The organism is Vibrio thalassae (assembly GCF_900089835.1).
Lineage (GTDB): Bacteria > Pseudomonadota > Gammaproteobacteria > Enterobacterales > Vibrionaceae > Vibrio > Vibrio thalassae.
Window position 1 is genome coordinate 40000 of sequence record NZ_OANU01000004.1, and the last position, 26573, is coordinate 66572.

Sequence of the window (26573 nt, forward strand, 5' to 3'; positions counted from 1 at the left end):
TCGATATTGTGAACAATGATAAGGCAAATTACGCGCCAATCATAACCTATGGTGATGAATTATTTGCAGACCAACGAGTCGTTGCGCGTTTTAAGGGCTTTGTAGGCGTTCATTCGATTTTCACGTTGTACGTATCGCGCCGGAGGCGGTAATACTTTCAGTTGAAAGTCTACATTTGAATCAGAAATATCACTAACGGGTGTAATTACGACTACGTTTAGAGCAGGGTTGAGCTGTTTTATTTGCGCCGCAGTCCCCAGAGCCTGTTCGGTATGAAACTTACCCGCTATATGCATAACTTGAGAGTTTGGGTGCTGGGCAATGTAATCGACGATGCTTTCTGCCATTGTTGCATCCCATGCCAACTGAGCAGCATACTGTTTCTTAGTTTGTTCGGCGTCACCATGATGCATTGAGGCCATAAATTTATCTTTGTAAGGTGAACTGGATGTATCGATGTTTTTAGCGATAAATGAGCGCTCTTTACTATCTAATTTATCCAGATAGCTAAGTCCTTGGCGACCGATACATCGAACAATACTCTTCGGAGCGTTACTGGCGATGACATCAATCTGAGAGGCTTTAGCAAGTTCAACTAGAGGGCGATAATCACTTTCATAATTAGGCCAAGCGTTACCCTGTTTGATCAGTACCTGCTCACCAATCTCCGATGCTAGATAATCGTCAACAACAGGCTGTTTGTCACGGGTGAATTGCTCCATAGACAGAGCGACATTGGCATCGTTGTTAATAAGAGCTTTCAGTAAGTCGGTTTGGAATCGATGGATTCCTGGATGTGTATGCCATTCTCCCACTAAAATGACTTCAGCATCTAGAATAGCAGTCGGTAACGCATTTAAGCTGATAGCAGCGCCTTCAGGGCTATTGAACTGGTAGTCGTAGAAAGACAACACGTGGTTAGATTCTGATGTGTTTTTGTCTGCAGAAGATGTGTTCGCGGCGCACCCAGACAAAAGCGCGAATGAGATAAGAATGGGTAATGCTTTCATAGTTTGATCTCTCTATAAAAATAGCCTTCTTAGAAGGCTATCTTGGAACCATAATGGTAATAGAGATTCATGCTAGACTCAATCTAATTGAAAATAAATCTCATTACATTTTTCGGTATGCGCGAATCATAAAGTCGGCTCGGCAATGGAACAACGTTTGTGCTTTCAGGCTCGATCTGATGTCATCTGTCGCTTTCCAAGCGAAAGGGGTCATCTGCAATAAATCGACGGCTTGCTGACCTGTCAGGCTCATTTCATAGTCTAGTTTAGATTCGGATAACAACTCGAAACCTTCTATCTGCTCAGCGGTTTCATCATGGAGACGTACATCTTGATAGATAAGCTCTCTTAGTTCATATAAATGGTGGCTGCCCGGCGTGACCGTGAGCATGATACCCCGCTCGTTGATACAGCGAACTAACTCATCGTGCTTACACGGTGCATAAATACGAATGATTGCGGCTAAGTTACTGTCGGAAAAAGGCAGCTTATGGCTAGAGGCAACACAAAAATTGACGTTCGGGTAGCGTTTTGCTCCGTAACGAATCGCTACTTTAGAAATGTCGAGCCCATAAAAATCTAATGGCTTGTCATGTTCAGCAAGGTAGCGTTGGAAAAAACTGGTGTAATAGCCTTCACCGCAGCCTATGTCGAGAACGGAACCTTGTTGAACTAGTTCTGCTAGGGTCTCGGCGACTTGCTGGCGCATAGGGGCATACAAGCCGTGCTCAAGGAAAGTGCGTCGAGCCTGCATCATTTCTTTGTTGTCGCCTGGATCTTTTGAGCGTTTGTGTTGCACGGGCATTAGGTTGACATAACCTTCTTTTGCCAAGTCGAACTGATGGTTATTCTCGCAGCGAAAACTACGTTCATTTAGAGACAAAGATTGCTGACAGAGAGGGCATTGATAGGACATAGGTTAGACTCGACGAAAATTTTCGTAAGTCTAACCATATCATTGGTTGGAAGCAATTAGCTCAGTGGAATTACTTCACAGAAAGAGTGGTGCTAAGTTGGTAGGTGTCGCCTGGGTTGACTTCTTGCCCAGACTCAAGGGTTTTAGCATGCAATGTGGACTCAATACAGAACATAGTTAAGTATCCATCATCGTTCATGTCACCCATAGATTTTGCGCCGGCTTCCCAAGGGGTCCATAAGACCGCAGAGTTGTCCCCCTCGTTGACGACAGACAGTCGTCGATTAAAGGCATTATCGTGAAGCACAATTTCTTTACTCGGCTCAGTATAAACGCGATCGATGGTGTCAGTGAGAGCGAGCGTGTCGCCGCCTTGGCACACTTTACCGTCTTGTAAACCATCAATATAAGTTGGTCCCATGCCGGTAACTTCCATGTTATTAATGTCGCCGATATTTAGGTAGGTATGCAATGCACCAGAGAATTTCCATGGCGCAGAGTCAGTGTTAGTAACATTAAGGGTGGCGGTTAATGTGTCCGATATTTCTACGTTTAACACTAATTGGAAACGGTGCGGCCAAACTTCACGTGTTTGCTCATCATCAGTCAAGCCTAAGCTAATGATCACACCTGCTTCGCTCTCACGATGTTCTACTAGAGTCCAAGCCATATTACGAGCAAAGCCGTGTGAAGGCGCTGCTACGCGACCAAACCAAGGCCAACAGATTGGAATGCCGCCTCTTAGCGGAGTTTTATTGTCATACACGGCATCTTTACTCATCCAAATCAGATCTTCTTGATTCACTGGTTTGAATGAAATGATGTGTCCACCATGGAGAGAAATTGCTGCGGTGGCTTTTGGGTGATTGATGCGAATGATCGTATTGTCGTCAAGCTTAGCTGTTGTTACATAATCAGAAAGCACAGTTAAGGCAGGTAACGTAGACAAATCCATAGATTGAAACTCCTAGGTGAGCGTTTCTGGTTCCTAGGGGAGGGCAATGTTTAACATTCCCAGGTGATATTGAACCCAGAAACAGATACAAAAAAGGCGACCCAATGAGTCGCCTTAATACAATATTCAGCTAATAGCTTACATTACTTAGAGATGTGAGCGATTAGGTCTAGAACTTTGTTTGAGTAACCGATTTCGTTGTCGTACCAAGATACAACTTTAACGAAGTTGTCAGTTAGAGCGATACCAGCTTTAGCATCGAATACTGAAGTTTGAACTTCGCCAATGAAGTCTTGAGAAACAACTTGGTCTTCAGTGTAACCTAGAACGCCTTTTAGTTCGCCTTCAGAAGCTTCTTTCATTGCTGTACAGATAGCTTCGTAAGATGCACCGTTCTTAAGGTTAACAGTTAGGTCAACTACAGAAACGTTAGCAGTTGGTACGCGGAAAGCCATACCAGTTAGTTTGCCGTTTAGTTCTGGAAGAACAACGCCTACTGCTTTAGCAGCGCCAGTTGAAGATGGGATGATGTTTTGAGAAGCACCACGACCACCGCGCCAGTCTTTAGCAGAAGGACCATCTACAGTTTTTTGAGTAGCTGTAGTAGCGTGAACTGTAGTCATAAGACCAGATTCGATACCGAACTTGTCGTTAAGAACTTTAGCGATAGGCGCTAGACAGTTAGTGGTACAAGAAGCGTTAGAAACGATGTCTTGACCAGCGTAAGTGTCTTGGTTAACGCCCATTACGAACATTGGAGTAGCGTCTTTAGAAGGACCAGTTAGAACAACTTTCTTCGCGCCAGCAGTGATGTGCTTACGTGCAGTCTCGTCAGTTAGGAAAAGACCAGTTGCTTCTGCTACTACGTCAACATCGATAGCATCCCATTTTAGGTCTTCTGGGTTGCGCTCTGCAGTTACACGTACAGTTTTACCGTTAACGATTAGGTTACCGCCTTCAACTTCAACAGTACCGTTGAAACGGCCGTGAGTTGAGTCGTATTTAAGCATGTATGCCATGTACTCAACGTCGATTAGATCGTTAATACCTACTACTTCGATGTCGTTGCGCTCTTGCGCTGCACGAAATACGAAACGACCGATACGGCCAAAACCGTTAATACCTACTTTGATAGTCATTATAGTTGCTCCACAACTTAATTTCTGTTTAAAGATAACTGGTAGTAAAATTACAGAATCCAGTCACTAACTTCAATAGATAATCGGAATTAATTTGTTTAAAGTCAAAAAAAAGTGTCGCTTTTCTTAACATTCGGTATTAAATGACGTTTTTTTGAACTTTGATACAGACTCTGTAATAGTTTTAGTTATGTATTTAACCTTGTAAGCAAGGTAAGTTAACATAACTGATACAGCTTGGTTGGAAATTGGCAACAATGTGCTACAACCAAGTTTGCTATACGTATGATAGATAGCGTGTATAAAATGTAGACAATAAAAAAGGGAGTGTAAAGGTCGTGAGTGGTGAAAATAAAAACGCGATGAAGCCCGATGATTACTGGCGTCAGACCCTAAATGAAGAGCAGTACCGAGTCTGTCGACTACAGGGTACTGAGGCGCCTTTTAGTGGCACCCTACTGCACAACCGTGATACTGGCTTATACCACTGTACTTGTTGTGAGACACCGCTTTTTGATTCCGAAAGTAAATACGATTCTGGCTGTGGTTGGCCGAGTTTTGATGCGCCAATTGATAGCAATGTTATCCGATTTTTGGAAGATTTTAGCCACGGGATGCAGCGAATAGAGATCAGATGTAAGGCGTGTGACAGTCATTTAGGTCACGTTTTTGAGGACGGGCCAAAAACAACGGGACAAAGATACTGCGTCAATTCAGTGTCGTTAATTTTCAACAAAAGTAACGACAGTAACGTATCTGACTGATTTTATGTTCCATTCTTTCAATTTGTTGAAAGAAAATCGGGCTCCTGTGTGAGCCCGAATTGCTTGTCAGTAGAGGCATTTATCGCTCAAGAATGGAATCGCTTGTATAGCTACCATTGTCAATCAATTTGGCGACCCTTTCTGCCTGATCATTTAATAGTTGATAGTCCTCTTCGGTTAGACCAAACAGCAATCTGAGCTCACTATCTGATGCAATCGGAACCTCAAATTCCTTACCGACCATGGCCCAAAGGTAGGATTCTCTCGGTCGATCAAGGCTTTGAGTGACACTAGCTAAAGACTTTATGACCTCTTTGTTGACCTCTTTCCCTCCCTTTGAAAGCTCAAGAGAACGGTTAAGCAACCGATAGGTTTTCAGTTTGTCGCGAGAAATATAGTGGGTAGCCAGAGCATATTGCATGGAACCCGTATCGAGTGCCCCGGTGTTTTCCATGGCTAAAAAGCGGCGTTTAGCGGCGTGACTACCTGTTTCGCTCCAAAGGAAATAGAGGGTTTCTGGTGAAGTGGAATTGGCCAGTTCACGAGTGATACGATCTTGCTCTTCTATTGAATACATAAGAGCGTTAAACCTTTTAGATTTAAGGTCAGCTTGCTCGATAGGCTGGATCTGTGAGGCTAACTCTAGACATTTTCGATACTCTTTTAGTAGATGATAATCTTTCACCTGGTTGGCTTCACTAGGATCGTTAAGCATTTCGTTGCGATGCCAAATCAGGTCTGTTCTGGCAACTCGACACTGGCCATCGTTAATATTTAACGAAGAACAATTCAGCTTTGGTTCATTTTCACAAAGTTGATCGGTGTTTTTACGGGTTTCGAAACATCCGGATAATAGTGAAGTGGCTGCTAAGATGGTTAGGAGATAAGGTAATTTCATTCTACTACTTGTGATCAATTACACTGATTTGTCGTACTCAACTTGACTCAGTGTATCATCACGTTATCGTTCGAGTAACGAATTAACCTCTCAGAACCGAAATTTAAAGGGCTGAGAGTTCAAGTAAAAAGAAGGTTCAGTATGGACGTAGAACAACTCTTAGAAGCCATGACTCCTGATGTTTATGAGAGACTTCTGTATGCCACTGAAACTGGTCGTTGGCCAGAAGGTAGTAGGTTATCTCAGGATCAAAGAGATTCTTGTATGCAAGCGGTTATGCTTTATCAGTCGAAGCACAATGTCGATCCGCAGCATATGTCGGTTGCAGCAGGGGGCGAAATTAGCTTTAAAAGCAAAGCGGAACTCAAAAAGCAGTTCAGCACTGAGCAGCAAGATATTATGCGAGTCAAAGTGAGTAACGAATAGAAAAAGGGGCGATTAGCCCCTTTTTTGTTTTGTCATTAGCCTGCGAGCACGTCTGTGGCAACTTTGTAGCTAGGATCTTCTTTCACATTGATTTCTACGAGACTGCCTGCTTTTTGCAAAAGCGCACGACAATCAGGGCTCAAGTGCCTTAAGTGCAGTATTTTTCCGACAGCGGCATAACGTTCAGCTAAGGTTTCAATAGCTTCAATTGCCGAGTGGTCTGCGACGCGAGAATTAGCAAAATCGACGATGACATCTTCTGGATCGTTCTTAGCGTCAAATAACTCCAAAAAGTTTGCCGCAGACCCAAAGAAAATTGGTCCGTTGACATGATACTCTTTTGACCCTTCTGCGTTGATATTGCTGCTCGCGTAAATATGTTTGGCGTGTTCCCAAGCAAACATAAGTGCTGATACGATTACGCCCACCGCTACCGCGACGGCTAGGTCTGTAAGAACGGTAACCACAGTCACTAGGACAATAACGAAGAAATCTTGTTTAGGTACGCGACGAGCGAGTTTGAAGGTAGCCCACTCGAATGTACCTATGACAACCATAAACATAACCCCTACCAGCGCTGCTAATGGAATCATTTCGATAAGTGCTGCTGCAAACAAGATAAACATCAACAACGCCACTGCGGCAACAATTCCTGACAATCGACCACGACCACCAGAGTTCACGTTAATCATCGACTGGCCGATCATAGCACAACCACCCATTGCTCCGAATACAGAGCAGGTTACGTTCGCTAGGCCTTGGCCGACGCATTCACGGTTGGATTGACCGCGAGTGTTGGTCATTTCGTCAAGGACTGTTAGGGTCAATAGTGACTCGATCAAACCGATGGCTGCGAGAATAATGGCATACGGCAGAATGATTTGGAGAGTTTCAAAGGTCAATGGAACGGCCGGGATAGAGAACTCTGGCAGTGAACCTGCTAGTGTCGCGTTCATATCACCCGACATAGAACGGAGGAAGTCGACAACCGTGCGTGTGTCCAAACCAAGCCCCTGAACTAACAGAGTAACAGTAACGATAGCGACTAACGACGATGGCACTGCTGTGGTTAACTTAGGCAAGAAGTGAATAATACCCATGGTTAAAGCAACTAAGCCAAGCATCAGTACCATTTGATCTTGTGGAAGCCAAGTAAGGGCACCTGAAATATCTGGGGCTTTGAACTGTCCCAGTTGCGCTAGGAAGATAACAATAGCTAAACCGTTAACAAAACCTATCATAACCGGATGAGGGACCATGCGAATAAACTTACCCAATTTAAACAATCCCGCGCTAATCTGCAGCAAACCGGCTAGCATGATAGCAGCAAAAAGGTACTGTACACCGTGAGTTGCAACGAGGCTGACCATAACGACTGCCATGGCGCCAGTAGCGCCAGAGATCATACCTGGGCGACCACCAAAGATAGATGTGATTAAACCGACGATAAAGGCAGCGTATAAGCCGACCATTGGATCAACACCGGCAACGAAAGCGAAAGCGACGGCTTCTGGAACCAAAGCTAATGCGACGGTAAGACCCGATAGGACATCGTTTTTTACCGAATGCTTTGAAAACTGTGGAAATTCAAACATGTAATTGTGCTTACTTATGTTGTTGGATTCATATGGATTTCATCCGACGCGCATTTAGACGTTCAAAGTGTAGAATCGCTATAGCAATAGCGTAAGTGAAAATGATTCGTCGTCGTTATCCAATCTGAGAGTGACATAGATTGGGTGCATTGTTGATGAAATAATCAAAGCTCGGAATGCTACCGAAATGTGAACAAAACTTCAATATTGAAAGAAAGTGTTTCTACGTTAGTTGACCCTAACGGTTGTCATTTCGGGTGATAGTCCATGACCTGTAAAAAAGGCTGCGATATCGCAGCCTTTTCGAATCATCCAATGGATGTATTAGTAGTTAGGTTTGGTCATTCCAGCTGATGCCGAGTTGGTAGCAACTTGACTGCCCGCACCTTTCTGTTGATAGCACTCTGTTTTAGCAGGAGCCGCATTGATGATGATTTCACCTAGCTCTTGCTTGCCTTCCGCTTTAGCCATTGGAGCACTCGCATGTCCTTTAAAGCGAACCACGGTTTTCTCTACAGTCGAACGTTCTGTCGTCACCGCTGGCTCTACAACCGTTGTATGTGTGGTTGCTGAAGCCTCAACTTCGACTTTTGGCTCTGATTCAACTGCGACTTCTACAACAGGCGCGATAGCTGCTGGCGTCGTTTCTACCAATGGCTCGGTGACAACTTCTTCTGGCTCTACCACGGGTGCTGCCGTTGCTAGTTCGACCGTTGGCTCTACCGCGATAGGAGCTTCAATAGCTTCAGGTGCAGGTTTACGCATTACGATAACCTTACCCATTGCCATTTCAGGCATAGCAACACCTGTGATGGCTACTGACTCTTGAACTTCTGCTTCAGGCTTCGCTTTCGACTTTGGCTCCACAATGCCATAGCTCGGCATTACTTTACCCATCGCCATTTCAGGAGAAGCTACACCGCCTCTGCGCAAGCGGAATGGGTTAGGGCGACGATCGCGACCGCGACGACGACGTTGACCACTTGCTCGCAGATGACGAGGTGAACGACGGTTTCGACGTTGTTTACCTTCCTCTTTCGCAGGTGCTTCTGTTGCCGCTTCAGGTGCTTGAGGCTTTTCTACCGCAGTTTGAGCTGTCTCAACAGACACAACCTGAGTCGCTTGCTCTTCTTGTTGTGCTTTTTGATCTTTTACGCGCACTTGCTTAGAAAGCTTACGACGCTGACGGCGCTCTTTAACTTTCGCCGCTTTTTCTTCAGAACGAGGTGCTTTTTTCTCAGCTTGAACATCAGCTGCGATTTGCTGACCTTGCTCTTCTACTTTTGATTTGCCGGCTGCTTCATCGCGCTTTTTATTACGACGATCTTGCTGCTTACCGCGACGATTTTGCTGTTTGCGTGACTCTTGAGCATTGTCGTTAGACTCTTTCTCTTCTTCTCGAGCCGGTTTGTTACGGCGATTCTTGTTACGATCATTATCGCGAGAATCTTTATTGTTGCGACGACGTTGGTCGTTGTTTCTATTGCGACGTTGTCTACCGTTGCGATTCTTAGGCGCTTCGTCCTTCGTTTCCGCTTCTTTCTCAGGCTCTTCGTTAGAAGAGAAGAATGATCCGATTGCAGATAGAATACGAGAAATCAGACCAGGCTGCTTCTCTTCTTCTTTGGCTTTTTCCTTCGCTGGCTTACTCGGTTTAGGCGCTGGCGTTGGTGCATTTTGAGAAGGCGTTGCAAAGCCTTGTAATGCAGGCTGCTCAATCTTACGCGGTTTAGCATCAACTTCAGCTTCTTTCGCTTCAGCTTCTTTGAGTGCTTCTAGCTTCTTAGGTAGCAAGTATGACAACAGTTCTTGCTCTTCACCTTCACGAACACGGATTACTTCAAAGTGAGGCGTTTCCATGTCTGAATCAGGAACGATAGTGATCTTCACTTCTTGCACGCGCTCAATATGGTTAATAGAGCGACGTTTTTCGTTCAGTAGATAAGAAGCAATTGGCACAGGTACAATAGCAAGTGCTTGAGACGTGTTGTCTTTTAGTGCTTCTTCTTCAATAAGACGAAGTACCGAAAGCGCAAGTGACTCATTGTCACGTACCACACCCGTACCAGTACAACGTGGACAAATGTGATGACTTGCTTCAGCCAAAGATGGGCTCAAGCGTTGACGAGACATTTCCAATAGGCCAAAACGAGAAATTCGACCGATTTGAACACGGGCGCGGTCAATTCGGACAGCTTCACGCAAGCGATTTTCTACTTCGCGTTGGTGACGTACTGGGGTCATATCGATAAAGTCGATAACAACTAAGCCGCCTAGGTCGCGAAGACGTAGCTGACGAGCAATTTCATCTGCTGCTTCAAGGTTAGTATTCAGTGCAGTTTCTTCGATATCGCTGCCTTTGGTAGCGCGGGCAGAGTTGATATCGATAGACGTAAGTGCCTCAGTTGGGTCAATAACAATAGAACCACCAGATGGAAGCCTCACTTCACGCTGGAACGCTGACTCGATCTGGCTTTCAATCTGATAGTGACTAAATAGCGGTACTTCACCTTCGTATTTCTTCACTCGGTTAACAAAGTCTGGGCGAACCAATTGAATGTGCTGGCGAGCACGCTCGTAGATGGTGTTGCTATCAATCAAGATCTCGCCGATATCGCGACGTAGGTAGTCACGAAGTGCACGAACGATAACGTTACTTTCTTGATGGATTAAGAAAGGAGCAGGGTTTTGGTCTGCTGCACCCTTAATGTTTTCCCAGTTGTTTAGGAGGAAACGCAAATCCCACTCAAGCTCTTCGGCACTTTTGCCTACGCCCGCGGTACGAACTATTAGGCCCATACCTTGTGGTAGTTCTAGAGTGCTCAGAGCGGCTTTTAGTTCTGTACGCTCTTCACCTTCAATGCGACGAGAAATACCGCCAGCGCGAGGGTTGTTAGGCATTAGTACTAAGTAGCTACCTGCTAGAGAGATGAAGGTTGTTAATGCAGCACCTTTGCTACCACGTTCTTCTTTCTCAACTTGCACGATCACTTCTTGGCCTTCGCTCAAGACATCTTTGATGCTTGGGCGACCTTGGTAGGTGTAGCCTTCAGGGAAGTATTCGCGTGCAATTTCTTTAAGAGGGAGGAAACCGTGGCGCTCGGCACCGTAGTCAACAAAAGCAGCCTCTAGGCTAGGCTCAACTCGAGTGATACGTCCTTTGTAGATGTTCGCTTTTTTAGATTCGTGACCTGGACTTTCGATATCAAGATCGAATAGTCGCTGGCCATCGACCAAAGCGACACGCAACTCTTCTTTTTGAGTTGCGTTAATTAACATTCTTTTCATTGCAGAAATTCTCGTTGTATTTTCTTTGTTTTCATCATTGCTCTTGTCACAGTTTTCGTAATTCGCGGTGCCGGATCCCATGGCTTTGTTAAATGCAGCCTCCCGGCTGGAAGGGATGCTCTTGGGCACTACAGTCTTCACACAGAACTTTGGCTGTGTGCTCCGCGTATGTGGCGGTAATACTCAACACGATTACGTGAGTAGGTGACAAGGAAGTCTTAGCTATCAACGTCTTATGCCAGTTGCTGCGTCTCAATACTAAGCGTTCTACTCATAGTTAAAATTGCTCAAAGATAATATCGACATATGATAAATCGATTTTAATTATCCATTGCAGCTGTGAACTATAGCAGCGCAGCGAAATATCAGCAATCAGCTTTAGTATAAACCACAGAAAAAATTCTGATTCAGCCTAATCAATGTACGTTTAATATGCTGATTTTAAGCGATAATATCTGGACCAAGGCAAAAGCCAACTCAAACTGGTTGATTTCTATCCACAGCTTGTCCAGACAATCAATAAGCCAATCGTTATAGACGATTTATCCGGCACGTCATCGACAAAAATACCAATAGAAAGCGTTATTTTCTTGTCGCTTTGAATGTTATAATAACGAAATGAGTGAAATTAGAACTAAAGTCCAATTTGTCGATATCGACGACGATATGGCTGGTCAGCGCATTGATAACTTTTTGCGCAACCAATTAAAAAACATCCCCAAGAGTGTTGTGTACCGAATTGTGCGCAAGGGTGAAGTTCGCGTAAATAAAAAACGTGTAAAGGCAGAGTATAAGCTTCAAGCCGGTGATAGTGTGCGTATTCCTCCTGTTACCCTAGAAGAGAAGCAAGAAGACACGCCAATCAGTACAAAATTGAATCAGGTAGCGGAGCTAGAGTCACAAATTATCTATGAAGACGACCATCTGCTGATCTTAAACAAGCCGTCAGGTATCGCGGTTCATGGTGGCAGTGGTCTTAAGTTTGGGGCGATCGAGGCATTAAGAGCGCTGCGCCCGCAAGCTCGGTTCTTAGAGTTAGTGCACCGGATAGATCGTGATACCTCTGGTATTCTTTTAGTCGCGAAGAAGCGCTCGGCGTTACGTCACTTGCAAGCTCAATTTCGCGAGAAGACGGTACAGAAGTATTACTATGCTCTGGTCATGGGCAAATGGAAACCTAGCTGTCGCGTGGTGAAAGCGCCGTTGTTAAAAAATGAAGTGAACAGTATCGTTAGAGTCAATCCTAATGGAAAACCTTCAGAGACACGCTTTAAGGTAATCGAGTCGTTCGAACAAGCTACGCTGCTTCAAGCAAGTCCTATTACCGGACGCACGCACCAAATTCGCGTTCATACACAGTACACGGGTCACCCAATTGCCTGGGATGACCGTTATGGCGATCGTCGATTTGATGCGTACACGGCCAAAGTTGGTCTTGATCGTTTGTTCCTGCATGCTGCAAACATTATTTTCACGCACCCAGCAAGCGATGAGAAAATGGAAATCCACGCACAGATGGAGCCAAAATTGCAGCAGGTACTTAAGAAGCTTATAGCGGCAGTTTAATAACCGACGTTTAACAGAGCGGAGTGTATCGACCAAGATACATTCCGCTTTGTTGTTTATGGCCTTTGATTCTTAAGCAAGTGGCGAGACGCCCTGTTTCTGAAGTAGTGTGACTAAATCAATGAGCGGAAGGCCGACTAGGGTATTCGGATCTTTGCCATCAAGTTGGCTAAACAGTGTGATGCCGAGGCCTTCACTCTTAAAGCTTCCAGCGCAGTAAAATGGTTCTTCCATATCAACGTAACGCTCAATTTGGGCAGTTGTAAGCTCACGGAAAGTGACGTCAAAGGTATCGACAATGGTTTCCGATTGTTGAGTTGTGGTGTTGTAAAGGGCAAGGCCAGTATAGAAACGAATCGTTTTGCCGCTCTGTTGCTGAAGTTGGTGTATGGCATTGTTGCGATTCAATGGTTTGCCGATGATCGTATCGTCAATGACACAAACCTGATCGCTGCCAATAATGATGGCATCTTTCTCCTGTTGTAACGCAGTTGCTTTTTCTAACGCTAAGCGCTGGACGAGCTGTGTTGCTGTTTCGTGCGCTTGTGCTGTTTCTTCAACGTTTGGTGCGATAGCTTCAAACTCCAGACCTAATTTGGATAAAAGCTCCGCACGGTACGGAGACGTTGAAGCTAAAATAAGTCGAATTGTTTTCATTTTGGGACAGTTTTTCTTATCATAATTGCAGATTCTAGACATAATGTTAGATTCTTAATCTGTAGGCAAAAAAAGTACAACTTTTTAGCCTTTTTCTTTGACTAAATCCGTTTTGGAAGATAATATTCGCGCCCTATGCAAAAGGTAAAAATACCGCGAACTGTTGACCCGGGTAAGACAGCACAGAAAAGATTGGACTTTGATGGCATCATCCAAGTGAGTCTTTTTAAGCGTCTGAGCGAGTCAGTTAGTAGCGTAAAACGCGATGCTGAAGTGACATTGTCCTTTGGGCATGATGAACAGCGACTCGTTGTTATCTCTGGTAAAGCTAACATCGAAGTTGATTTGGAATGTCAGCGTTGTAATGAGATTTTCACACATTTGTGCGAAGTTCAATTCACTTATACTCCTTACTATAGTGAGAAAAGTGAAGAGGATGCACCGGAAGATTACGATTTGGTAGATCTTAATGAGTACGGTGAGGTCGATCTCATACAACTAGTTGAAGACGAGTTCATCTTAAACCTGCCTCAAGTCGCAATGCACGATATAGCAGATTGTAGCGTTGACTCAAACAACATGGTTTTTGGAGATATTCCGGATGAAGTTCCAGAAGATAAGCCAAATCCATTTGATGTTTTAAAGAGCTTAAAGCGTGAGTAACACAGTTACTGACGTTTAAATTACTAACATAGGAGTAGGGTCCATGGCCGTACAAAAAAGCAAGAAGTCACGTTCTATGCGTGGCATGCGTCGTTCACATGATGCGCTAACTTCAGCTGCACTATCTGTAGACGCAACTTCAGGTGAAACTCACCTACGTCACAATGTGACTGCTGACGGTTACTACCGTGGCAAAAAGGTTATCAACAAGTAAGGTTGACCTTTGCATAATATAACCGTTGCACTTGATGCAATGGGCGGGGATTTCGGTCCTTCCGTAACAGTGCCTGCCGCCGTGCAGGCACTGTCGCTTTTCCCAGAGCTAAAAGTGGTTCTTGTCGGCGACGAACCGTCGATAAATACACAACTCAATCAACTAGGTTACCAACGCAGTGCCCGTTTAGAGGTAAGGCATAGTGACCGAGTCATCTCGAATTCAGAAAAGCCTTCCTTTGCGCTGAGAAACAGTCACGATACTTCAATGCGTATCGCGATTGATCTCGTTGAGTCAGAAAACGCTGACGCTTGTGTAAGTAGTGGCAATACCGGCGCTTTAATGGCGTTATCTCGCTTCCGGCTAAAACTACTACCAGGTATTGATAGACCAGCTCTAGTGACCGCATTGCCGACAGTATCCGGTAACAAGACTTGGATGCTTGATTTAGGGGCGAATGCGTCTGTTGATGCCGATTCCCTTTTTCAGTTTGCCGTGATGGGCAGCGCACTCGCAGAGCAACATTTAGGTAGAAAACCAAAAGTTGCCATTCTAAATATTGGTGCTGAAGAAATAAAAGGCAACGACCTGGTGAAGCGTTGCGCCGAAATGCTTACCCAAACGCGATCTATCAACTATATTGGATTCGTCGAAGGCAATGAGTTGCTACACGACGCTGCTGATGTAGTTGTATGCGACGGGTTTGTTGGAAACACAGCGTTAAAAGCGTGCGAAGGAACCGCTCAACTTATTCTAGATAAATTAAAAGCGAAACTGACCGCCTCCACATGGAAAGGATGGATAGCAAGAATATTGTTTTCCGATCTCATAACAGAGGTGAAATCACTGAACCCCGACCAGTATAACGGGGCAAGTTTGTTAGGATTGCGCGGCATTGTCATAAAAAGCCACGGAAGTGCTGATATTTCAGCACTTGTTCATGCAATAGGCGAAGCGGTTCACGAGGTTAAACGCCAAGTTCCGAACCATATTAGCGATCGTCTAGAAGCGGTGTTACTCGAGAGGCAGTATTAGTCTTCATGTATAGCAAAATTTTAGGTACAGGCAGCTACCTGCCATCTCAGGTTCGTACTAACGCGGATCTAGAGAAAATGGTAGATACCACAGATGAATGGATCGTAACTCGCACAGGTATCAAAGAGCGACGAATTGCCGCTGAAGACGAAACGGTTGCAGATATGGGCTACGAAGCATCAGTGAAAGCTATAGAAATGGCAGGTATCGATAAGAACGATATTGATCTGATTATTGTAGCCACAACCAGTAGCAGCCATGCTTTCCCATCGTCCGCATGTCAGGTTCAAGCAAAACTTGGTATTAAAGGTTGTCCTGCATTTGATATGGCGGCAGCATGTACTGGTTTTGTTTATGCATTATCAGTTGCTGACCAGCATATTCGTTCTGGAATGGCCAAAAACGTTTTGGTTATTGGCTCTGATTGCTTATCTAAAACGGTTGAAGATATTGACCGCTCCACCATTATATTGTTCGGTGATGCTGCCGGAGCCGTTGTGCTTGGGGCCAGCGAGGAACCGGGCATCATTTCTACCCACCTGTACGCGGATGGTCGATTTGGCGATTTGTTAAGTCTTGAAATGCCAGTGCGTGGTGGTGAACTAGATAAATGGCTGAACATGTCAGGTAATGAAGTCTTTAAAGTTGCAGTGACACAATTGTCTAACTTGGTTAAAGATACACTTGCTGCAAACGATATGGATAAGTCAGAACTTGACTGGTTAGTTCCGCATCAAGCGAATTATCGAATTATTTCAGCAACAGCGAAAAAGCTGGGTATGTCAATGGACCAGGTGGTGGTTACCCTTGATCGTCACGGAAATACTTCAGCAGCGACGGTACCTACTGCATTAGATGAAGCAGTACGAGACGGCCGTATTAAACGTGGACAAAACCTGTTGTTAGAAGCTTTTGGTGGTGGATTTACATGGGGTTCAGTGTTAGTTCGCTTATAGTCCCGACACGATTCACACCAATTCAAATCTAGATTGCGTTGTTTAAGGAAATAACGATGAGTAATTTTGCAATCGTGTTCCCAGGTCAGGGATCACAAACTGTTGGAATGCTGGCAGAGCTAGGCGAGCAACATGATGTAGTCAAGGCAACATTTGCCGAGGCATCTGAAGTATTGGGCTATGATCTTTGGGCATTAGTTCAAAATGGCCCAGCAGAGGATTTAAGCCAGACTCACCGCACTCAGCCAGCTTTGTTGGCCTCTTCAGTGGCTATCTGGCGCGTATGGCAAGAGCAAGGACTAGAGCAACCAGCGCTTTTGGCTGGTCATAGCCTTGGTGAATATTCTGCGTTAGTTTGTGCTGGTGTTATCGATTTTAAAGAAGCGATTAAACTGGTTGAGCTTCGTGGTCAATTAATGCAAGAAGCAGTACCAGCAGGCGTAGGCGCAATGTACGCCATTATCGGTCTAGATGATGACGCAATTGCAAAAGCTTGTGAAGAAGCAGCACAAGACGAAGTGGTTTCTCCAGTTAACTTCAACTCACCGGGCCAAGTAGTGATTGCCGGTAACAAAGCGGCGGTAGAACGTGCTGGTGCACTTTGTAAAGAAGCAGGCGCAAAACGTGCTCTGCCTTTACCTGTGTCAGTACCATCGCATTGTGCACTGATGAAACCGGCTGCTGACAAATTGGCTGTTGCGCTAGAAGCACTTGAATTCAACACTCCTACAATCCCAGTGATCAACAATGTTGACGTTGCGGCGGAAACCGATCCCGCGAAAATCAAAGACGCACTTGTTCGCCAACTTTATAGCCCAGTTCGATGGACTGAAGGTGTTGAGAAAATGAGTGAGCAAGGCGTTGAGAAATTACTGGAACTTGGTCCTGGAAAAGTACTAACAGGTCTAACGAAGCGAATCGTTAAGACGTTAAGCGCTGCAGCAGTAAACGACGCTGCATCACTTGAAGCGGTAAAATAAAAGGAACGCGATAATGATGAACCTTGAAGGCAAAATTGCCTTAGTAACAGGTGCTAGCCGTGGTATCGGTCGCTCAATTGCTGAGTTATTGGTAGAACGCGGTGCAACAGTAATCGGTACAGCAACATCTGAAAATGGTGCTGCGGCGATCAGCGAGTATTTAGGTGAGAATGGTAAAGGTTTGGCACTAAACGTGACAGATACCGACTCAATCGAAGCAGTACTGAAGCAGATCAACGCTGATTTTGGTGCAATCGACATTCTTATAAATAACGCTGGTATCACTCGTGACAACCTGCTGATGCGTATGAAGGACGATGAGTGGACAGATATTATGGACACCAACCTAACGTCTATCTTCCGTTTATCTAAAGCAGTGCTTCGCGGAATGATGAAAAAGCGTCAAGGACGCATCATCAATGTCGGTTCTGTTGTCGGTACTATGGGTAACGCTGGTCAAACCAACTACGCTGCAGCAAAAGCGGGTGTTATTGGTTTTACTAAGTCAATGGCACGTGAAGTCGCTTCTCGCGGTGTGACCGTGAACACAGTTGCACCAGGTTTTATCGAAACTGATATGACAAAAGCACTGAATGATGAGCAACGAGCTGCTACACTAGCCAACGTACCTGCTGGTCGTTTAGGTGACCCTCGTGAGATCGCATCTGCTGTTGCATTCCTTGCATCGCCAGAAGCGGCATACATCACAGGTGAAACCCTTCATGTAAATGGTGGCATGTACATGGTTTGATCTGTGCAACATTTGTGCATGATTTAATTCAAAAATGTGCTGAATTTCGGTTAAATTCGCTAAAATTGTGGTTTGACCAGCAAGGACCCCCTTGCAACTTTCAATAGTTCGAATAAACTACGGAAACATCGCATAAAGCGAAATCTGTAAAGGAAAAGAAAAATGAGCAACATCGAAGAACGCGTAAAGAAAATCATTGTTGAACAGCTAGGTGTAGACGAAGCAGAAGTTAAGAACGAAGCTTCTTTTGTTGACGATCTAGGTGCAGATTCTCTAGATACAGTTGAGCTAGTAATGGCTCTAGAAGAGGAATTCGACACTGAGATTCCTGACGAAGAAGCTGAGAAGATCACTACTGTTCAAGCTGCTATCGACTACGTAAACAGCGCTCAGTAATATCTCTTTCCAGGCGGCCTTCTGGCCGCCTGTATTTTTTTAAACGTCTTCTATCCTTTCACATAGAATCACAAATATCCCGGAGAATAAAATCGTGTCCAAGCGTCGTGTTGTTGTCACTGGCATGGGTATGTTGTCACCGGTAGGCAACACCGTAGAATCTTCATGGAAAGCCCTTTTAGAGGGTAAGAGTGGTATCGTAAATATTGAACATTTCGATACAACCGATTTTTCAACTCGTTTCGCTGGCTTAGTAAAAGACTTTGATGGTAGTGAATACGTGTCTAAAAAAGATGCTAAGAAAATGGATTTGTTTATCCAATATGGCATCGTAGCAGGTATGCACGCTCTCAAAGACTCTGGTCTAGAAGTCACTCCAGAAAACCAACACCGAATCGGTGTCGCTATAGGTTCTGGTATTGGCGGTCTTGATCTCATTGAAGCGGGACATCAAGCGTTGGTAACGAAAGGCCCTCGTCGCGTAAGTCCTTTCTTTGTACCGTCGACTATCGTAAACATGGTTGCTGGCCAACTTTCTATTCTTGCTGGGCTTCGTGGTCCTAACATTGCGATCTCAACCGCATGTACGACCGGTCTTCACAATATTGGTCATGCAGCACGTATGATTGCGTATGGTGACGCAGAAGCAATGGTAGCGGGCGGCTCAGAAAAAGCGTCTACACCACTTGGTATGGCGGGTTTTGGTGCGGCTAAAGCGCTATCTACTCGTAACGATGAACCACAAAAAGCGTCACGCCCTTGGGACGTTGAGCGCGACGGTTTCGTACTAGGTGACGGCGCTGGTATGATCGTGCTTGAAGAGTATGAGCATGCCAAAGCACGTGGTGCAAAAATTTATGCCGAGCTTGTTGGCTTTGGCATGAGTGGTGACGCTTACCACATGACCTCACCGAGTGAAGATGGCTCTGGTGGCGCTCTAGCAATGGAAGCGGCACTTCATGATGCAGGCATTACTGGCGAACAAATCGGTTATGTCAACGCTCATGGTACGTCAACACCTGCTGGTGACGTTGCAGAGATCAAAGGCATTAAACGTGCTCTTGGTGAAGAAGGCGCGAAGAAAGTGTTGGTATCGTCGACAAAATCGATGACTGGCCACCTTTTAGGTGCGGCAGGTTCTGCAGAAGCGATCATCACTATTATGTCTTTGGTTGATCAAATTGTTCCACCAACGATTAACTTAGACAATCCAGATCCAGAGTGTGATGTAGACTTAGTACCACATACTGCACGCAAAGTTGACATGGAATATGCACTTTGTAACTCATTTGGATTTGGCGGCACTAACGGTTCATTGATTTTCAAAAAGATGTAACCCGCGCTAATCTTACAAGACACTTGTATTCAAACGGCTTGATGCTTAGCATTAAGCCGTTTTGTTTTTAAAGGAAGTACTATGTTTTGGCGAGATGGAAGCCAAGTTGACCATGTTTCAGTCACAGACAGAAGTTTTCAATATGGTGACGGTTGCTTTACAACAATTCTAACCAAGTCAGGCAAAATGCAGTTGTGGGATCAGCACGTTAAGCGAATGGAACGGGCGCTGTCTCAACTCAAGATTTCGCCCGTTGATTGGCACAAGTTAAAGAGCGATATTGATAAGCTTGCATCACCTAAAGTACTCGCTGGCATCAAAATCCATGTTAGCCGAGGCGAGGGAGGACGAGGTTATAGTCCCAATGTCAATCGAGGTCCTCTGATTACTCTCAGCCAGTTCGAGTTTCCTGCGAGCTACATTGAACTTCGTCGTTCTGGTCTTGAAATGACGCTTTGTGATATCAGTTTGGGATTAAATCCGCTACTGGCTGGGTTAAAACACAACAACCGTTTAGAACAAATCCTCGCCAAAGAACACGTTGAGCGTAGTGGACATATCGATGGGATCGTGTTGGATATTGAAGGTAACGTTATCGAAACCACGATGGCGAACATCTTTTGGTTTAAAGATGGTGTGCTTCATACTCCAAGTCTCAAAATGGCAGGAGTCGAAGGCGTGATGCGAGGTGAGGTATTGCGAATAGTGGCTCAAGATGAGTGTCCCATAGTTATTGATTCCTTCAAGCTCAGCACATTGAAGGCTGCTGATGAGATATTCGTTAGCAATTGTATTTTAGGGGTTGCACCGGTCACCAAAATTCAGGATGCTCAATTCCCTATTGGAAACATGACACGACGTATTCAGGAGAAGTTAGGTCAGTGATAAAGAAGTTTTTGTTGACGATGTGCCTTTTAGCGGCACTCGCGGTGGGTGGGTTTTTATATGTTAAACAGAGCGTAACTGACTTCATTGCTCAGCCTTTAAAGATCGAACAGCCGCACCTTGTCACAGTCGAACGCGGCAACAATCTTAATACCATTATTTCAAAATTCGTAGATGATCAATGGATTAACCCTACCCAGTTTTCGACATTGGTTCGTCGTTTTCATCCTAATTTGACTCAAATTAAAGTAGGCACTTTCGAAGTGCTACCCGGAATGACGTTTGAGCAAGCCCTGAACACGATCATCAATGGCAAAGAGTATCAACTCGCTATCACCTTCATTGAAGGATCTACCTTTAAAGAGTGGCGTGAGCAGTTCAAACAGGCAGAATACCTGGAACATGAAACTGACGGGTTAACAGAAGCTGAGATAGCACGTCAACTAGGTATTGAACATGATAAACTTGAAGGGTTGTTTCTTGCGGAAACATACCACTATTCTGTTGGCGATAGCGATTTAGATATTCTAAAGCGCGCGCATCGAAAGCTTGATGTTATTCTTGAGCAGAGTTGGGCCTCCAGACAAGATAAATTGCCGCTAAAAAATAGCTATGAAGCGCTTATACTTGCCTCAATTATTGAAAAAGAAACATCAGTTCCATCAGAACGCGAGCGTGTAGCGGCGGTTTTTGTTAATCGACTGAATAAACGTATGCGATTGCAAACCGATCCGACCGTCATTTATGGTATGGGTGACCGCTATGATGGCAATATCAGAAAGAAAGACTTAAGAGAGGCAACGCCTTACAACACTTACGTCATTGATGGTTTACCCCCAACGCCTATTGCTATGCCGGGTAAGGCCTCTATTCTTGCCGCAATGAACCCAGAAAACAGTAACTACCTGTACTTTGTAGCTAGTGGTACTGGCGGCCATGTGTTTTCAAAAAATCTACGAGACCACAACAGAGCGGTCCAACAATACTTAAGACAATTAAGAAGTAAAAAATGAGCCAAGCTAAATTTATCGTCATTGAAGGACTAGAAGGCGCAGGTAAAAGCACTGCGATCAGTACACTGCGAGCTGAGTTGGATGCAGCAGGCATTCAGGATATCGTCAATACTCGCGAGCCTGGAGGGACAGTTCTTGCGGAAAAAATGCGAGCTTTGGTGAAAGAGGAGCACGAAGGTGAACCGCTACAAGATCGTGCTGAGTTGTTGCTAATGTATGCATCACGTATCCAGTTGGTTGAAACTGTGATAAAGCCAGCGCTGGCAAAAGGCGCTTGGGTTATTGGAGACAGGCATGATATGTCTTCGCAAGCTTATCAAGGGGGAGGCCGTGAAATCGACCAAACTGTGATGTCGTCGTTAAAACGCATTGCTATTGGCGATTTTAAACCAGACTTCACCTTGTATCTGGATATTGACCCACGGTTAGGTCTTGAGCGCGCGCGTGGACGTGGCGAACTTGATCGGATCGAGAAAATGGATATCAGTTTCTTTGAACGCACCCGCGAACGCTATCTTGAGATGGCGAACAGTGATGAATCCGTTGTAATTATCGATGCAAGCCAGAAGATTGAGGACGTACAGAGTTCTATTCAACAAGCTGTGCGTACTTGGTTAGCAGAGCAAAAAGGGTAGGTTATGCCAGTCTATCCGTGGTTAGTTCCTATTTGGTCGAAGCTCAAGGATAATCTCGAACGTCAGCATATTCCCGGTGCGATGTTGATTCAAGCTAAGTACGGCCTAGCTCCAAAATCCCTAGTAGAACGATACGTTGCGGGATTGATGTGCCAAAACGATCGATCCGAGCCGTGTGGTTTTTGTCACTGTTGTGATTTACTTAAGGCAAGTGCACATCCTGACGTGCATTATGTGCTGCCTGAAAAGGACAAAAAATCCCTATCGGTGGAACAAATACGACAAGCCAACAAGTGGGCGATCGAGTCTTCTCAGTTCGGTCACTATCGAGTTATTGTGATTCCGCAAGCGGACAGAATGAACCCTTCTGCTGCTAATGCGTTACTAAAAACACTTGAAGAGCCTCCTGCTCAATGCGTGTTTATCTTGTCGACTGAGAATACCAAGTTGCTATTGCCGACGATTAGAAGTCGATGCGAAGTGTGGCATGTCGCTACGCCTTCAGAACAGATGTGTATCGATTGGGTCAGTAGCGAGCTTGGACAGGCGGTTCCGTATCACTCAGCACTGCTTTGTCATTTTGAGCCAATCTCCACGCTGCGCTTTGTTGAATCGGGGCAAGGTAAGCAGTATCAGGCGCTGATTGCAGCATTTGTCGCTTTCATTCGTAGCGATGGTTTGGATACGAATGAATTTATCACTACATTGTTGAAAAATGATAGTGAAGTGTCGATTCAACTCAATTGGTTGTGGTTACTGCTTAATGGTGCGCAAAAAGCATCCTTAGGGATTGATATTCGCGTTTCTCTGCCAGAAGCCAGTCAAATTGCCGACGTTTATGGTTATGAAAGTCTTTATACACATACCCAGTCGTTGCAAGCACTCACAGAACAATTGCGCTCTTTCCCCGGCCTTAACACGGAATTACTCGTGTCTAATTGGCTTTATGGATTGAATTAAGTCTAGAATTAGCCATTGCTGTCTATTTTTTTGCAGCGAGGTTGGTTTGCCAATCATCGTTGATGATAATCAAATTTAAGTTAGAAAATTATGTTTGTAGATTCTCACTGTCATTTGGATAAACTTGACTACCAAGATGTCCATACCGGCATCCAGGACGTTATCCAAAAGGCCAAAGCGGCTCATGTAGAGAAGCTGTTATCCGTCGGTGTTACGTTAGGCTCGTTTCCTAAAATGTTAGAGTTAATTGAGCCTTACTCTGAGGTTATGGCCTCCTGTGGCGTACACCCTCTCGATGTTGAAAGCGAGTTTTCCCTAAAGCAATTTAAACACTATGCCACGCATGAGCGAGTAGTCGCCATTGGTGAAACCGGACTGGACTACCACTATCAACCTGATACCGCCCAATTACAGAAAATTCGCTTTGAACAACAAGTGGACGTGGCAGTAGAACTGAATAAGCCTCTCATTATCCATACAAGAAACGCGCGCAAAGACACATTAGCGATACTTAAAAATGGCTCAGCAGAACAGTGTGGTGGTGTCATACATTGTTTTACCGAGGATCTACCCTTTGCACAGGCGGCAATGGAGCTTGGTTTTTATATCTCCATCTCCGGGATTGTGACATTTAGACAGGCGAAAGAGTTGAAAGAGGTTGTCAAACAATTGCCTTTAGAACGTCTGCTTATTGAAACAGATTCCCCTTATCTTGCGCCTGTTCCTCATCGTGGCAAAGAAAATCAGCCTGCCTATGTGGTCGAAGTAGCGGCATATATTGCTCAGCTTAAAGGGGTTTCATTGAAAGAGGTTGCCGAAAAAACAACCCAAAACTACCATGATCTATTTTTGCGATAAAAAATAAGTTACTCGTGGAAGTTGACTAAAAAAGGCGCATATTGCGTATTTTTTGTTTCGTGACTTTGAAAATGTCAAAAAAAGTCAATGTTTACCAAATGTGTTGAGAAAAAAGTCGTGTTTCAGCACAAACTGTAATTATGTTACGTAAAATAACTTAAGAGCGTATTTTATTCATTGCCTAAAATTAATTGAGATTAAAGTTATTATTATTTAAAACAATAGCTTATAAAAAATGCAAACCATTGCATTCTGGCGATTTCACTGTGATCTAAACGTAATTTTGAAACTAAATTTCGTAAGTATGTAGAAACCATGAGGAGCATCAATATATATTTAGAAGCGGAAAATATAATTCAATTCGTGGTTACATTTTCTATGGGTGCTAACATTCAAGGCTACGGGGGTGTGCCGTTAGAACCCATAAACTAATAATCTTATCAGGAGCATAAACATGTTTAAGAACCTTTTTGCTAACCTGCAAAAAGTTGGTAAGTCTCTGATGCTACCAGTATCAGTACTACCAGTTGCGGGTATTCTACTTGGTGTAGGTGCTGCCAACCTAAGCTTTATTCCAGATGTTGTTTCTAACCTAATGGAACAAGCTGGTGGCTCAGTATTTGGCCAAATGGCTCTCCTATTCGCTGTAGGTGTTGCACTAGGCTTCACTAACAATGACGGTGTTGCAGGTCTTGCAGCGATCGTCGGTTACGGCATCATGACTGCTACGTTAAGCGTTATGGCTGACGTAATGGGCGTTGATAAAATCGACACAGGTGTACTAGGTGGTATCCTTGTCGGTAGTGTCGCAGCATGGGCATTCAACCGTTTCTTCAAAATTCAGCTTCCAGAATACTTAGGTTTCTTTGCTGGTAAGCGTGCTGTGCCAATTATTACTGGCTTTACAGCTATCGCTTTGGGTATTGTACTATCGATTATATGGCCTCCAATTGGCTCTGCTATCGGCGCATTCTCTCACTGGGCGGCTGAGCAAAACCCTGAATTAGCATTCGGTATTTACGGTGTTATCGAGCGTACTCTTATCCCATTCGGTCTTCACCACGTTTGGAACGTACCATTCTTCTTCGAAGCAGGTACTTGTGTAAACGCAGCTGGCGAAACTCAAAACGGCGTACTAACTTGTTACCTAGTTGCTGACGACGTATCTCGTGCTGCTGGTAATGGCTTCGGTCAGCTAGCGGGTGGTTACATGTTTAAGATGTTCGGTCTACCAGCTGCTGCAATCGCTATTGCACACTGTGCTAAACCAGAGAACCGCGCGAAAGTTATGGGTATCATGGCTTCTGCAGCACTAACATCGTTCCTAACAGGTATTACTGAGCCAATCGAATTCTCATTCCTATTCGTTGCTCCAGTACTATATGCAATCCACGCTCTACTAGCTGGCTCTGCATACGTTGTTGCTAACACTCTAGGCTTTGTACACGGTACTTCATTCTCACACGGTCTAATCGACTTCCTAGTACTTTCTGGCCACGCTCAGAAGATGGGTCTGATGATTGGTGTTGGTCTAGTATACGCGGCAATCTACTACATCGTATTCCGCACAGTAATTACTGCAATGGATCTTAAGACTCCAGGTCGTGAAGACGAGTCAGAAGATGCAAGCGCTGCTGTAACTGGTAACGAAATGGCAGGTGAACTTGTTGCGGCATTCGGCGGCAAAGCTAACATCACAGGTCTAGATGCATGTATTACACGCCTACGTGTTGCAGTAGCAGACACTGAACTTGTTGACCAAGATAAGCTTAAGCAACTTGGTGCTGCAGGTGTAGTGGTAGTATCTGGTGGCGTTCAAGCTATCTTCGGTACTAAATCTGACAACCTAAAAACTGACATGGACGAGTGGATTCGTAACCACAGTTAATCAATTTGTTCATGAATATTTTAAAAGGGAAGCATTTGCTTCCCTTTTTTTGATCTGGTGAGGTCGAAACTCTTGCCCTGTACTTGCCTTTTCATGACATTTTGACACACCGTCTCTCTAGAATACCGTTATTCCAATTTACATGTCGGACGAATAAAAGCTCTCAATGGAACAGAAGAGCAGGCATGAACAATCAGAGAGCAAACTATGAATATTAAATTTCCTGTGGTAGTGGCGTTAACGATAACGGCAATTTCATCATTTTCCGTCTTAGCCAATAATGCTAGTGGCGAAGAACAATGGCAAGTTGTAGAAGAAGGTCAAGCAACCTCGTCGTCGGCAAGTAAGCCGACAAGTCAGCAAAACTCAAGCCAATCTAGTCGCTCCTCTGGCAGTCGTTCGAGTAATTCAGGGTTTAAAGTCGGAATGGGATTAGACCAAGGCCTAAGCATCGTTGGTCAAATTAATAACAGGATCAATTTTGCTGTAGGGAATGATGGTGTGGCTGCTGACTACATTTTCAGTCGTGGGCAGTTTGGTGGAGATGTGCCATTCAGTTGGTTTGCTGGTGTAGGCGGTCAAATTCAACGCTCAGACAAATTTGGTCCTCGTGTTGCCCTAGGGGTTGAGTTGCCATTTGCGCGCAGCTGGGATGCCTATGCTCAACTTACACCGAATCTGATGTTTAATAATAGTGATTTAAAGCTAGGCATTGGTGCTGGTATTGGTGTCAGATATAGCTTCTAAGTAGACATGAAAAAAACGCAAGCATATGTCGGCTTGCGTTTT

At 44.7% G+C, this 26573-nt stretch carries 26 protein-coding genes; 18 read left to right on the forward strand and 8 right to left on the reverse strand.

What is annotated here, in order from left to right:
- Positions 1–59: 59 nt before the first annotated feature.
- The 4 genes from VTH8203_RS03200 to gap all read right to left on the reverse strand — a co-directional run bounded on the left by VTH8203_RS03200 (position 60) and on the right by gap (position 4020).
- A complete protein-coding gene (locus VTH8203_RS03200; protein WP_096992354.1) occupies positions 60–1010 on the reverse strand; it encodes a ChaN family lipoprotein in 951 nt (316 codons plus the stop codon).
- Between the two features lie 103 nt (positions 1011–1113).
- On the reverse strand, positions 1114–1926 hold the full coding sequence (gene rlmA, locus VTH8203_RS03205; protein WP_096992355.1) for a 23S rRNA (guanine(745)-N(1))-methyltransferase: 813 nt from the start codon (positions 1924–1926) through the stop codon (positions 1114–1116).
- A 70-nt stretch (positions 1927–1996) separates the two neighbouring features.
- Positions 1997–2881, reverse strand: coding sequence for a D-hexose-6-phosphate mutarotase (locus tag VTH8203_RS03210; RefSeq protein WP_096992356.1), 885 nt, complete (start codon positions 2879–2881; stop codon positions 1997–1999).
- Positions 2882–3024: 143 nt separating this feature from the next.
- Positions 3025–4020, reverse strand: coding sequence for a type I glyceraldehyde-3-phosphate dehydrogenase (gene gap, locus VTH8203_RS03215; RefSeq protein ID WP_096992357.1), 996 nt, complete (start codon positions 4018–4020; stop codon positions 3025–3027).
- Positions 4021–4382: 362 nt separating this feature from the next.
- On the opposite strand from gap, the gene msrB reads away from it, so the two are divergent.
- Positions 4383–4784 (forward strand): peptide-methionine (R)-S-oxide reductase MsrB, encoded by a 402-nt coding sequence (msrB, locus tag VTH8203_RS03220; RefSeq protein WP_370739196.1) that lies wholly within the window; start codon positions 4383–4385, stop codon positions 4782–4784.
- Between the two features lie 79 nt (positions 4785–4863).
- Here msrB and VTH8203_RS03225 read toward each other — a convergent pair whose 3' ends face one another.
- Positions 4864–5682: a DUF2989 domain-containing protein gene (locus VTH8203_RS03225; RefSeq protein ID WP_096992359.1), complete on the reverse strand. Its 819-nt coding sequence runs from the start codon at positions 5680–5682 to the stop codon at positions 4864–4866.
- A 141-nt stretch (positions 5683–5823) separates the two neighbouring features.
- Between VTH8203_RS03225 and VTH8203_RS03230 the strand changes: the two genes are divergently transcribed.
- Positions 5824–6108, forward strand: coding sequence for a YeaC family protein (locus VTH8203_RS03230; protein ID WP_096992360.1), 285 nt, complete (start codon positions 5824–5826; stop codon positions 6106–6108).
- 35 nt (positions 6109–6143) lie between these two features.
- Here the strand turns inward: VTH8203_RS03230 and VTH8203_RS03235 are convergent, their stop codons facing one another.
- Both VTH8203_RS03235 and rne read right to left on the reverse strand, forming a co-directional pair.
- A complete protein-coding gene (locus tag VTH8203_RS03235; protein WP_096992361.1) occupies positions 6144–7703 on the reverse strand; it encodes a SulP family inorganic anion transporter in 1560 nt (519 codons plus the stop codon).
- Between the two features lie 324 nt (positions 7704–8027).
- Positions 8028–10991, reverse strand: a complete 2964-nt coding sequence (rne, locus tag VTH8203_RS03240; RefSeq protein ID WP_096992465.1) for a ribonuclease E — start codon at positions 10989–10991, stop codon at positions 8028–8030.
- A 618-nt stretch (positions 10992–11609) separates the two neighbouring features.
- On the opposite strand from rne, the gene rluC reads away from it, so the two are divergent.
- Positions 11610–12557: a 23S rRNA pseudouridine(955/2504/2580) synthase RluC gene (rluC, locus tag VTH8203_RS03245; RefSeq protein WP_096992362.1), complete on the forward strand. Its 948-nt coding sequence runs from the start codon at positions 11610–11612 to the stop codon at positions 12555–12557.
- A gap of 72 nt (positions 12558–12629) precedes the next feature.
- On the opposite strand, the gene VTH8203_RS03250 is transcribed toward rluC, so the two are convergent.
- Positions 12630–13214: a Maf family protein gene (locus VTH8203_RS03250; protein WP_096992363.1), complete on the reverse strand. Its 585-nt coding sequence runs from the start codon at positions 13212–13214 to the stop codon at positions 12630–12632.
- A 135-nt stretch (positions 13215–13349) separates the two neighbouring features.
- Between VTH8203_RS03250 and yceD the strand changes: the two genes are divergently transcribed.
- From yceD to VTH8203_RS03325, 15 genes are all read left to right on the forward strand, one after another.
- Positions 13350–13877 carry a 23S rRNA accumulation protein YceD gene (yceD, locus tag VTH8203_RS03255; protein WP_096992364.1) on the forward strand — a complete coding sequence of 176 codons (528 nt, stop codon included), beginning with the start codon at positions 13350–13352 and terminating at the stop codon, positions 13875–13877.
- A gap of 43 nt (positions 13878–13920) precedes the next feature.
- Positions 13921–14091 carry a 50S ribosomal protein L32 gene (rpmF, locus tag VTH8203_RS03260; RefSeq protein ID WP_031493499.1) on the forward strand — a complete coding sequence of 57 codons (171 nt, stop codon included), beginning with the start codon at positions 13921–13923 and terminating at the stop codon, positions 14089–14091.
- Between the two features lie 9 nt (positions 14092–14100).
- On the forward strand, positions 14101–15126 hold the full coding sequence (plsX, locus tag VTH8203_RS03265) for a phosphate acyltransferase PlsX (protein ID WP_096992365.1): 1026 nt from the start codon (positions 14101–14103) through the stop codon (positions 15124–15126).
- A 5-nt stretch (positions 15127–15131) separates the two neighbouring features.
- Positions 15132–16082 carry a beta-ketoacyl-ACP synthase III gene (locus VTH8203_RS03270; protein WP_096992366.1) on the forward strand — a complete coding sequence of 317 codons (951 nt, stop codon included), beginning with the start codon at positions 15132–15134 and terminating at the stop codon, positions 16080–16082.
- 56 nt (positions 16083–16138) lie between these two features.
- The gene (fabD, locus tag VTH8203_RS03275) at positions 16139–17062 is read left to right on the forward strand and encodes an ACP S-malonyltransferase (protein WP_096992367.1); all 924 of its coding nucleotides are present in this window, start codon (positions 16139–16141) and stop codon (positions 17060–17062) included.
- Positions 17063–17078: 16 nt separating this feature from the next.
- A complete protein-coding gene (gene fabG / locus VTH8203_RS03280) occupies positions 17079–17813 on the forward strand; it encodes a 3-oxoacyl-ACP reductase FabG (protein ID WP_158296042.1) in 735 nt (244 codons plus the stop codon).
- 162 nt (positions 17814–17975) lie between these two features.
- On the forward strand, positions 17976–18209 hold the full coding sequence (gene acpP, locus VTH8203_RS03285) for an acyl carrier protein (RefSeq protein WP_004406112.1): 234 nt from the start codon (positions 17976–17978) through the stop codon (positions 18207–18209).
- A gap of 94 nt (positions 18210–18303) precedes the next feature.
- Positions 18304–19545 carry a beta-ketoacyl-ACP synthase II gene (gene fabF, locus VTH8203_RS03290; RefSeq protein WP_096992369.1) on the forward strand — a complete coding sequence of 414 codons (1242 nt, stop codon included), beginning with the start codon at positions 18304–18306 and terminating at the stop codon, positions 19543–19545.
- Between the two features lie 81 nt (positions 19546–19626).
- Positions 19627–20430 (forward strand): aminodeoxychorismate lyase, encoded by an 804-nt coding sequence (gene pabC / locus VTH8203_RS03295; RefSeq protein WP_096992370.1) that lies wholly within the window; start codon positions 19627–19629, stop codon positions 20428–20430.
- Positions 20427–21443: an endolytic transglycosylase MltG gene (gene mltG, locus VTH8203_RS03300; RefSeq protein WP_096992371.1), complete on the forward strand. Its 1017-nt coding sequence runs from the start codon at positions 20427–20429 to the stop codon at positions 21441–21443. Before pabC ends, mltG begins: the two co-directional genes overlap by 4 nt.
- A complete protein-coding gene (tmk, locus tag VTH8203_RS03305) occupies positions 21440–22078 on the forward strand; it encodes a dTMP kinase (protein ID WP_096992372.1) in 639 nt (212 codons plus the stop codon). Before mltG ends, tmk begins: the two co-directional genes overlap by 4 nt.
- Positions 22079–22081: 3 nt before the next feature.
- Positions 22082–23038: a DNA polymerase III subunit delta' gene (gene holB, locus VTH8203_RS03310; RefSeq protein WP_096992373.1), complete on the forward strand. Its 957-nt coding sequence runs from the start codon at positions 22082–22084 to the stop codon at positions 23036–23038.
- Positions 23039–23128: 90 nt separating this feature from the next.
- Positions 23129–23896 carry a TatD family hydrolase gene (locus tag VTH8203_RS03315; RefSeq protein ID WP_096992374.1) on the forward strand — a complete coding sequence of 256 codons (768 nt, stop codon included), beginning with the start codon at positions 23129–23131 and terminating at the stop codon, positions 23894–23896.
- A 454-nt stretch (positions 23897–24350) separates the two neighbouring features.
- Positions 24351–25784 (forward strand): PTS glucose transporter subunit IIBC, encoded by a 1434-nt coding sequence (gene ptsG, locus VTH8203_RS03320; RefSeq protein ID WP_096992375.1) that lies wholly within the window; start codon positions 24351–24353, stop codon positions 25782–25784.
- 207 nt (positions 25785–25991) lie between these two features.
- Positions 25992–26531 carry a hypothetical protein gene (locus VTH8203_RS03325; RefSeq protein WP_096992376.1) on the forward strand — a complete coding sequence of 180 codons (540 nt, stop codon included), beginning with the start codon at positions 25992–25994 and terminating at the stop codon, positions 26529–26531.
- Positions 26532–26573: the final 42 nt, after the last annotated feature.

Bases quoted from the DNA above. Each gene is read 5' to 3' on its own strand.
- VTH8203_RS03200 (WP_096992354.1), bottom strand. From the start codon at position 1,010: ATGAAAGCATTACCCATTCTTATCTCATTCGCGCTTTTGTCTGGGTGC.
- rlmA (WP_096992355.1), bottom strand. From the start codon at position 1,926: ATGTCCTATCAATGCCCTCTCTGTCAGCAATCTTTGTCTCTAAATGAA.
- VTH8203_RS03210 (WP_096992356.1), bottom strand. From the start codon at position 2,881: ATGGATTTGTCTACGTTACCTGCCTTAACTGTGCTTTCTGATTATGTA.
- gap (WP_096992357.1), bottom strand. From the start codon at position 4,020: ATGACTATCAAAGTAGGTATTAACGGTTTTGGCCGTATCGGTCGTTTC.
- msrB (WP_370739196.1), top strand. From the start codon at position 4,383: ATGAAGCCCGATGATTACTGGCGTCAGACCCTAAATGAAGAGCAGTAC.
- VTH8203_RS03225 (WP_096992359.1), bottom strand. From the start codon at position 5,682: ATGAAATTACCTTATCTCCTAACCATCTTAGCAGCCACTTCACTATTA.
- VTH8203_RS03230 (WP_096992360.1), top strand. From the start codon at position 5,824: ATGGACGTAGAACAACTCTTAGAAGCCATGACTCCTGATGTTTATGAG.
- VTH8203_RS03235 (WP_096992361.1), bottom strand. From the start codon at position 7,703: ATGTTTGAATTTCCACAGTTTTCAAAGCATTCGGTAAAAAACGATGTC.
- rne (WP_096992465.1), bottom strand. From the start codon at position 10,991: ATGAAAAGAATGTTAATTAACGCAACTCAAAAAGAAGAGTTGCGTGTC.
- rluC (WP_096992362.1), top strand. From the start codon at position 11,610: ATGAGTGAAATTAGAACTAAAGTCCAATTTGTCGATATCGACGACGAT.
- VTH8203_RS03250 (WP_096992363.1), bottom strand. From the start codon at position 13,214: ATGAAAACAATTCGACTTATTTTAGCTTCAACGTCTCCGTACCGTGCG.
- yceD (WP_096992364.1), top strand. From the start codon at position 13,350: ATGCAAAAGGTAAAAATACCGCGAACTGTTGACCCGGGTAAGACAGCA.
- rpmF (WP_031493499.1), top strand. From the start codon at position 13,921: ATGGCCGTACAAAAAAGCAAGAAGTCACGTTCTATGCGTGGCATGCGT.
- VTH8203_RS03270 (WP_096992366.1), top strand. From the start codon at position 15,132: ATGTATAGCAAAATTTTAGGTACAGGCAGCTACCTGCCATCTCAGGTT.
- fabD (WP_096992367.1), top strand. From the start codon at position 16,139: ATGAGTAATTTTGCAATCGTGTTCCCAGGTCAGGGATCACAAACTGTT.
- fabG (WP_158296042.1), top strand. From the start codon at position 17,079: ATGAACCTTGAAGGCAAAATTGCCTTAGTAACAGGTGCTAGCCGTGGT.
- acpP (WP_004406112.1), top strand. From the start codon at position 17,976: ATGAGCAACATCGAAGAACGCGTAAAGAAAATCATTGTTGAACAGCTA.
- pabC (WP_096992370.1), top strand. From the start codon at position 19,627: ATGTTTTGGCGAGATGGAAGCCAAGTTGACCATGTTTCAGTCACAGAC.
- tmk (WP_096992372.1), top strand. From the start codon at position 21,440: ATGAGCCAAGCTAAATTTATCGTCATTGAAGGACTAGAAGGCGCAGGT.
- holB (WP_096992373.1), top strand. From the start codon at position 22,082: ATGCCAGTCTATCCGTGGTTAGTTCCTATTTGGTCGAAGCTCAAGGAT.
- VTH8203_RS03315 (WP_096992374.1), top strand. From the start codon at position 23,129: ATGTTTGTAGATTCTCACTGTCATTTGGATAAACTTGACTACCAAGAT.
- ptsG (WP_096992375.1), top strand. From the start codon at position 24,351: ATGTTTAAGAACCTTTTTGCTAACCTGCAAAAAGTTGGTAAGTCTCTG.
- VTH8203_RS03325 (WP_096992376.1), top strand. From the start codon at position 25,992: ATGAATATTAAATTTCCTGTGGTAGTGGCGTTAACGATAACGGCAATT.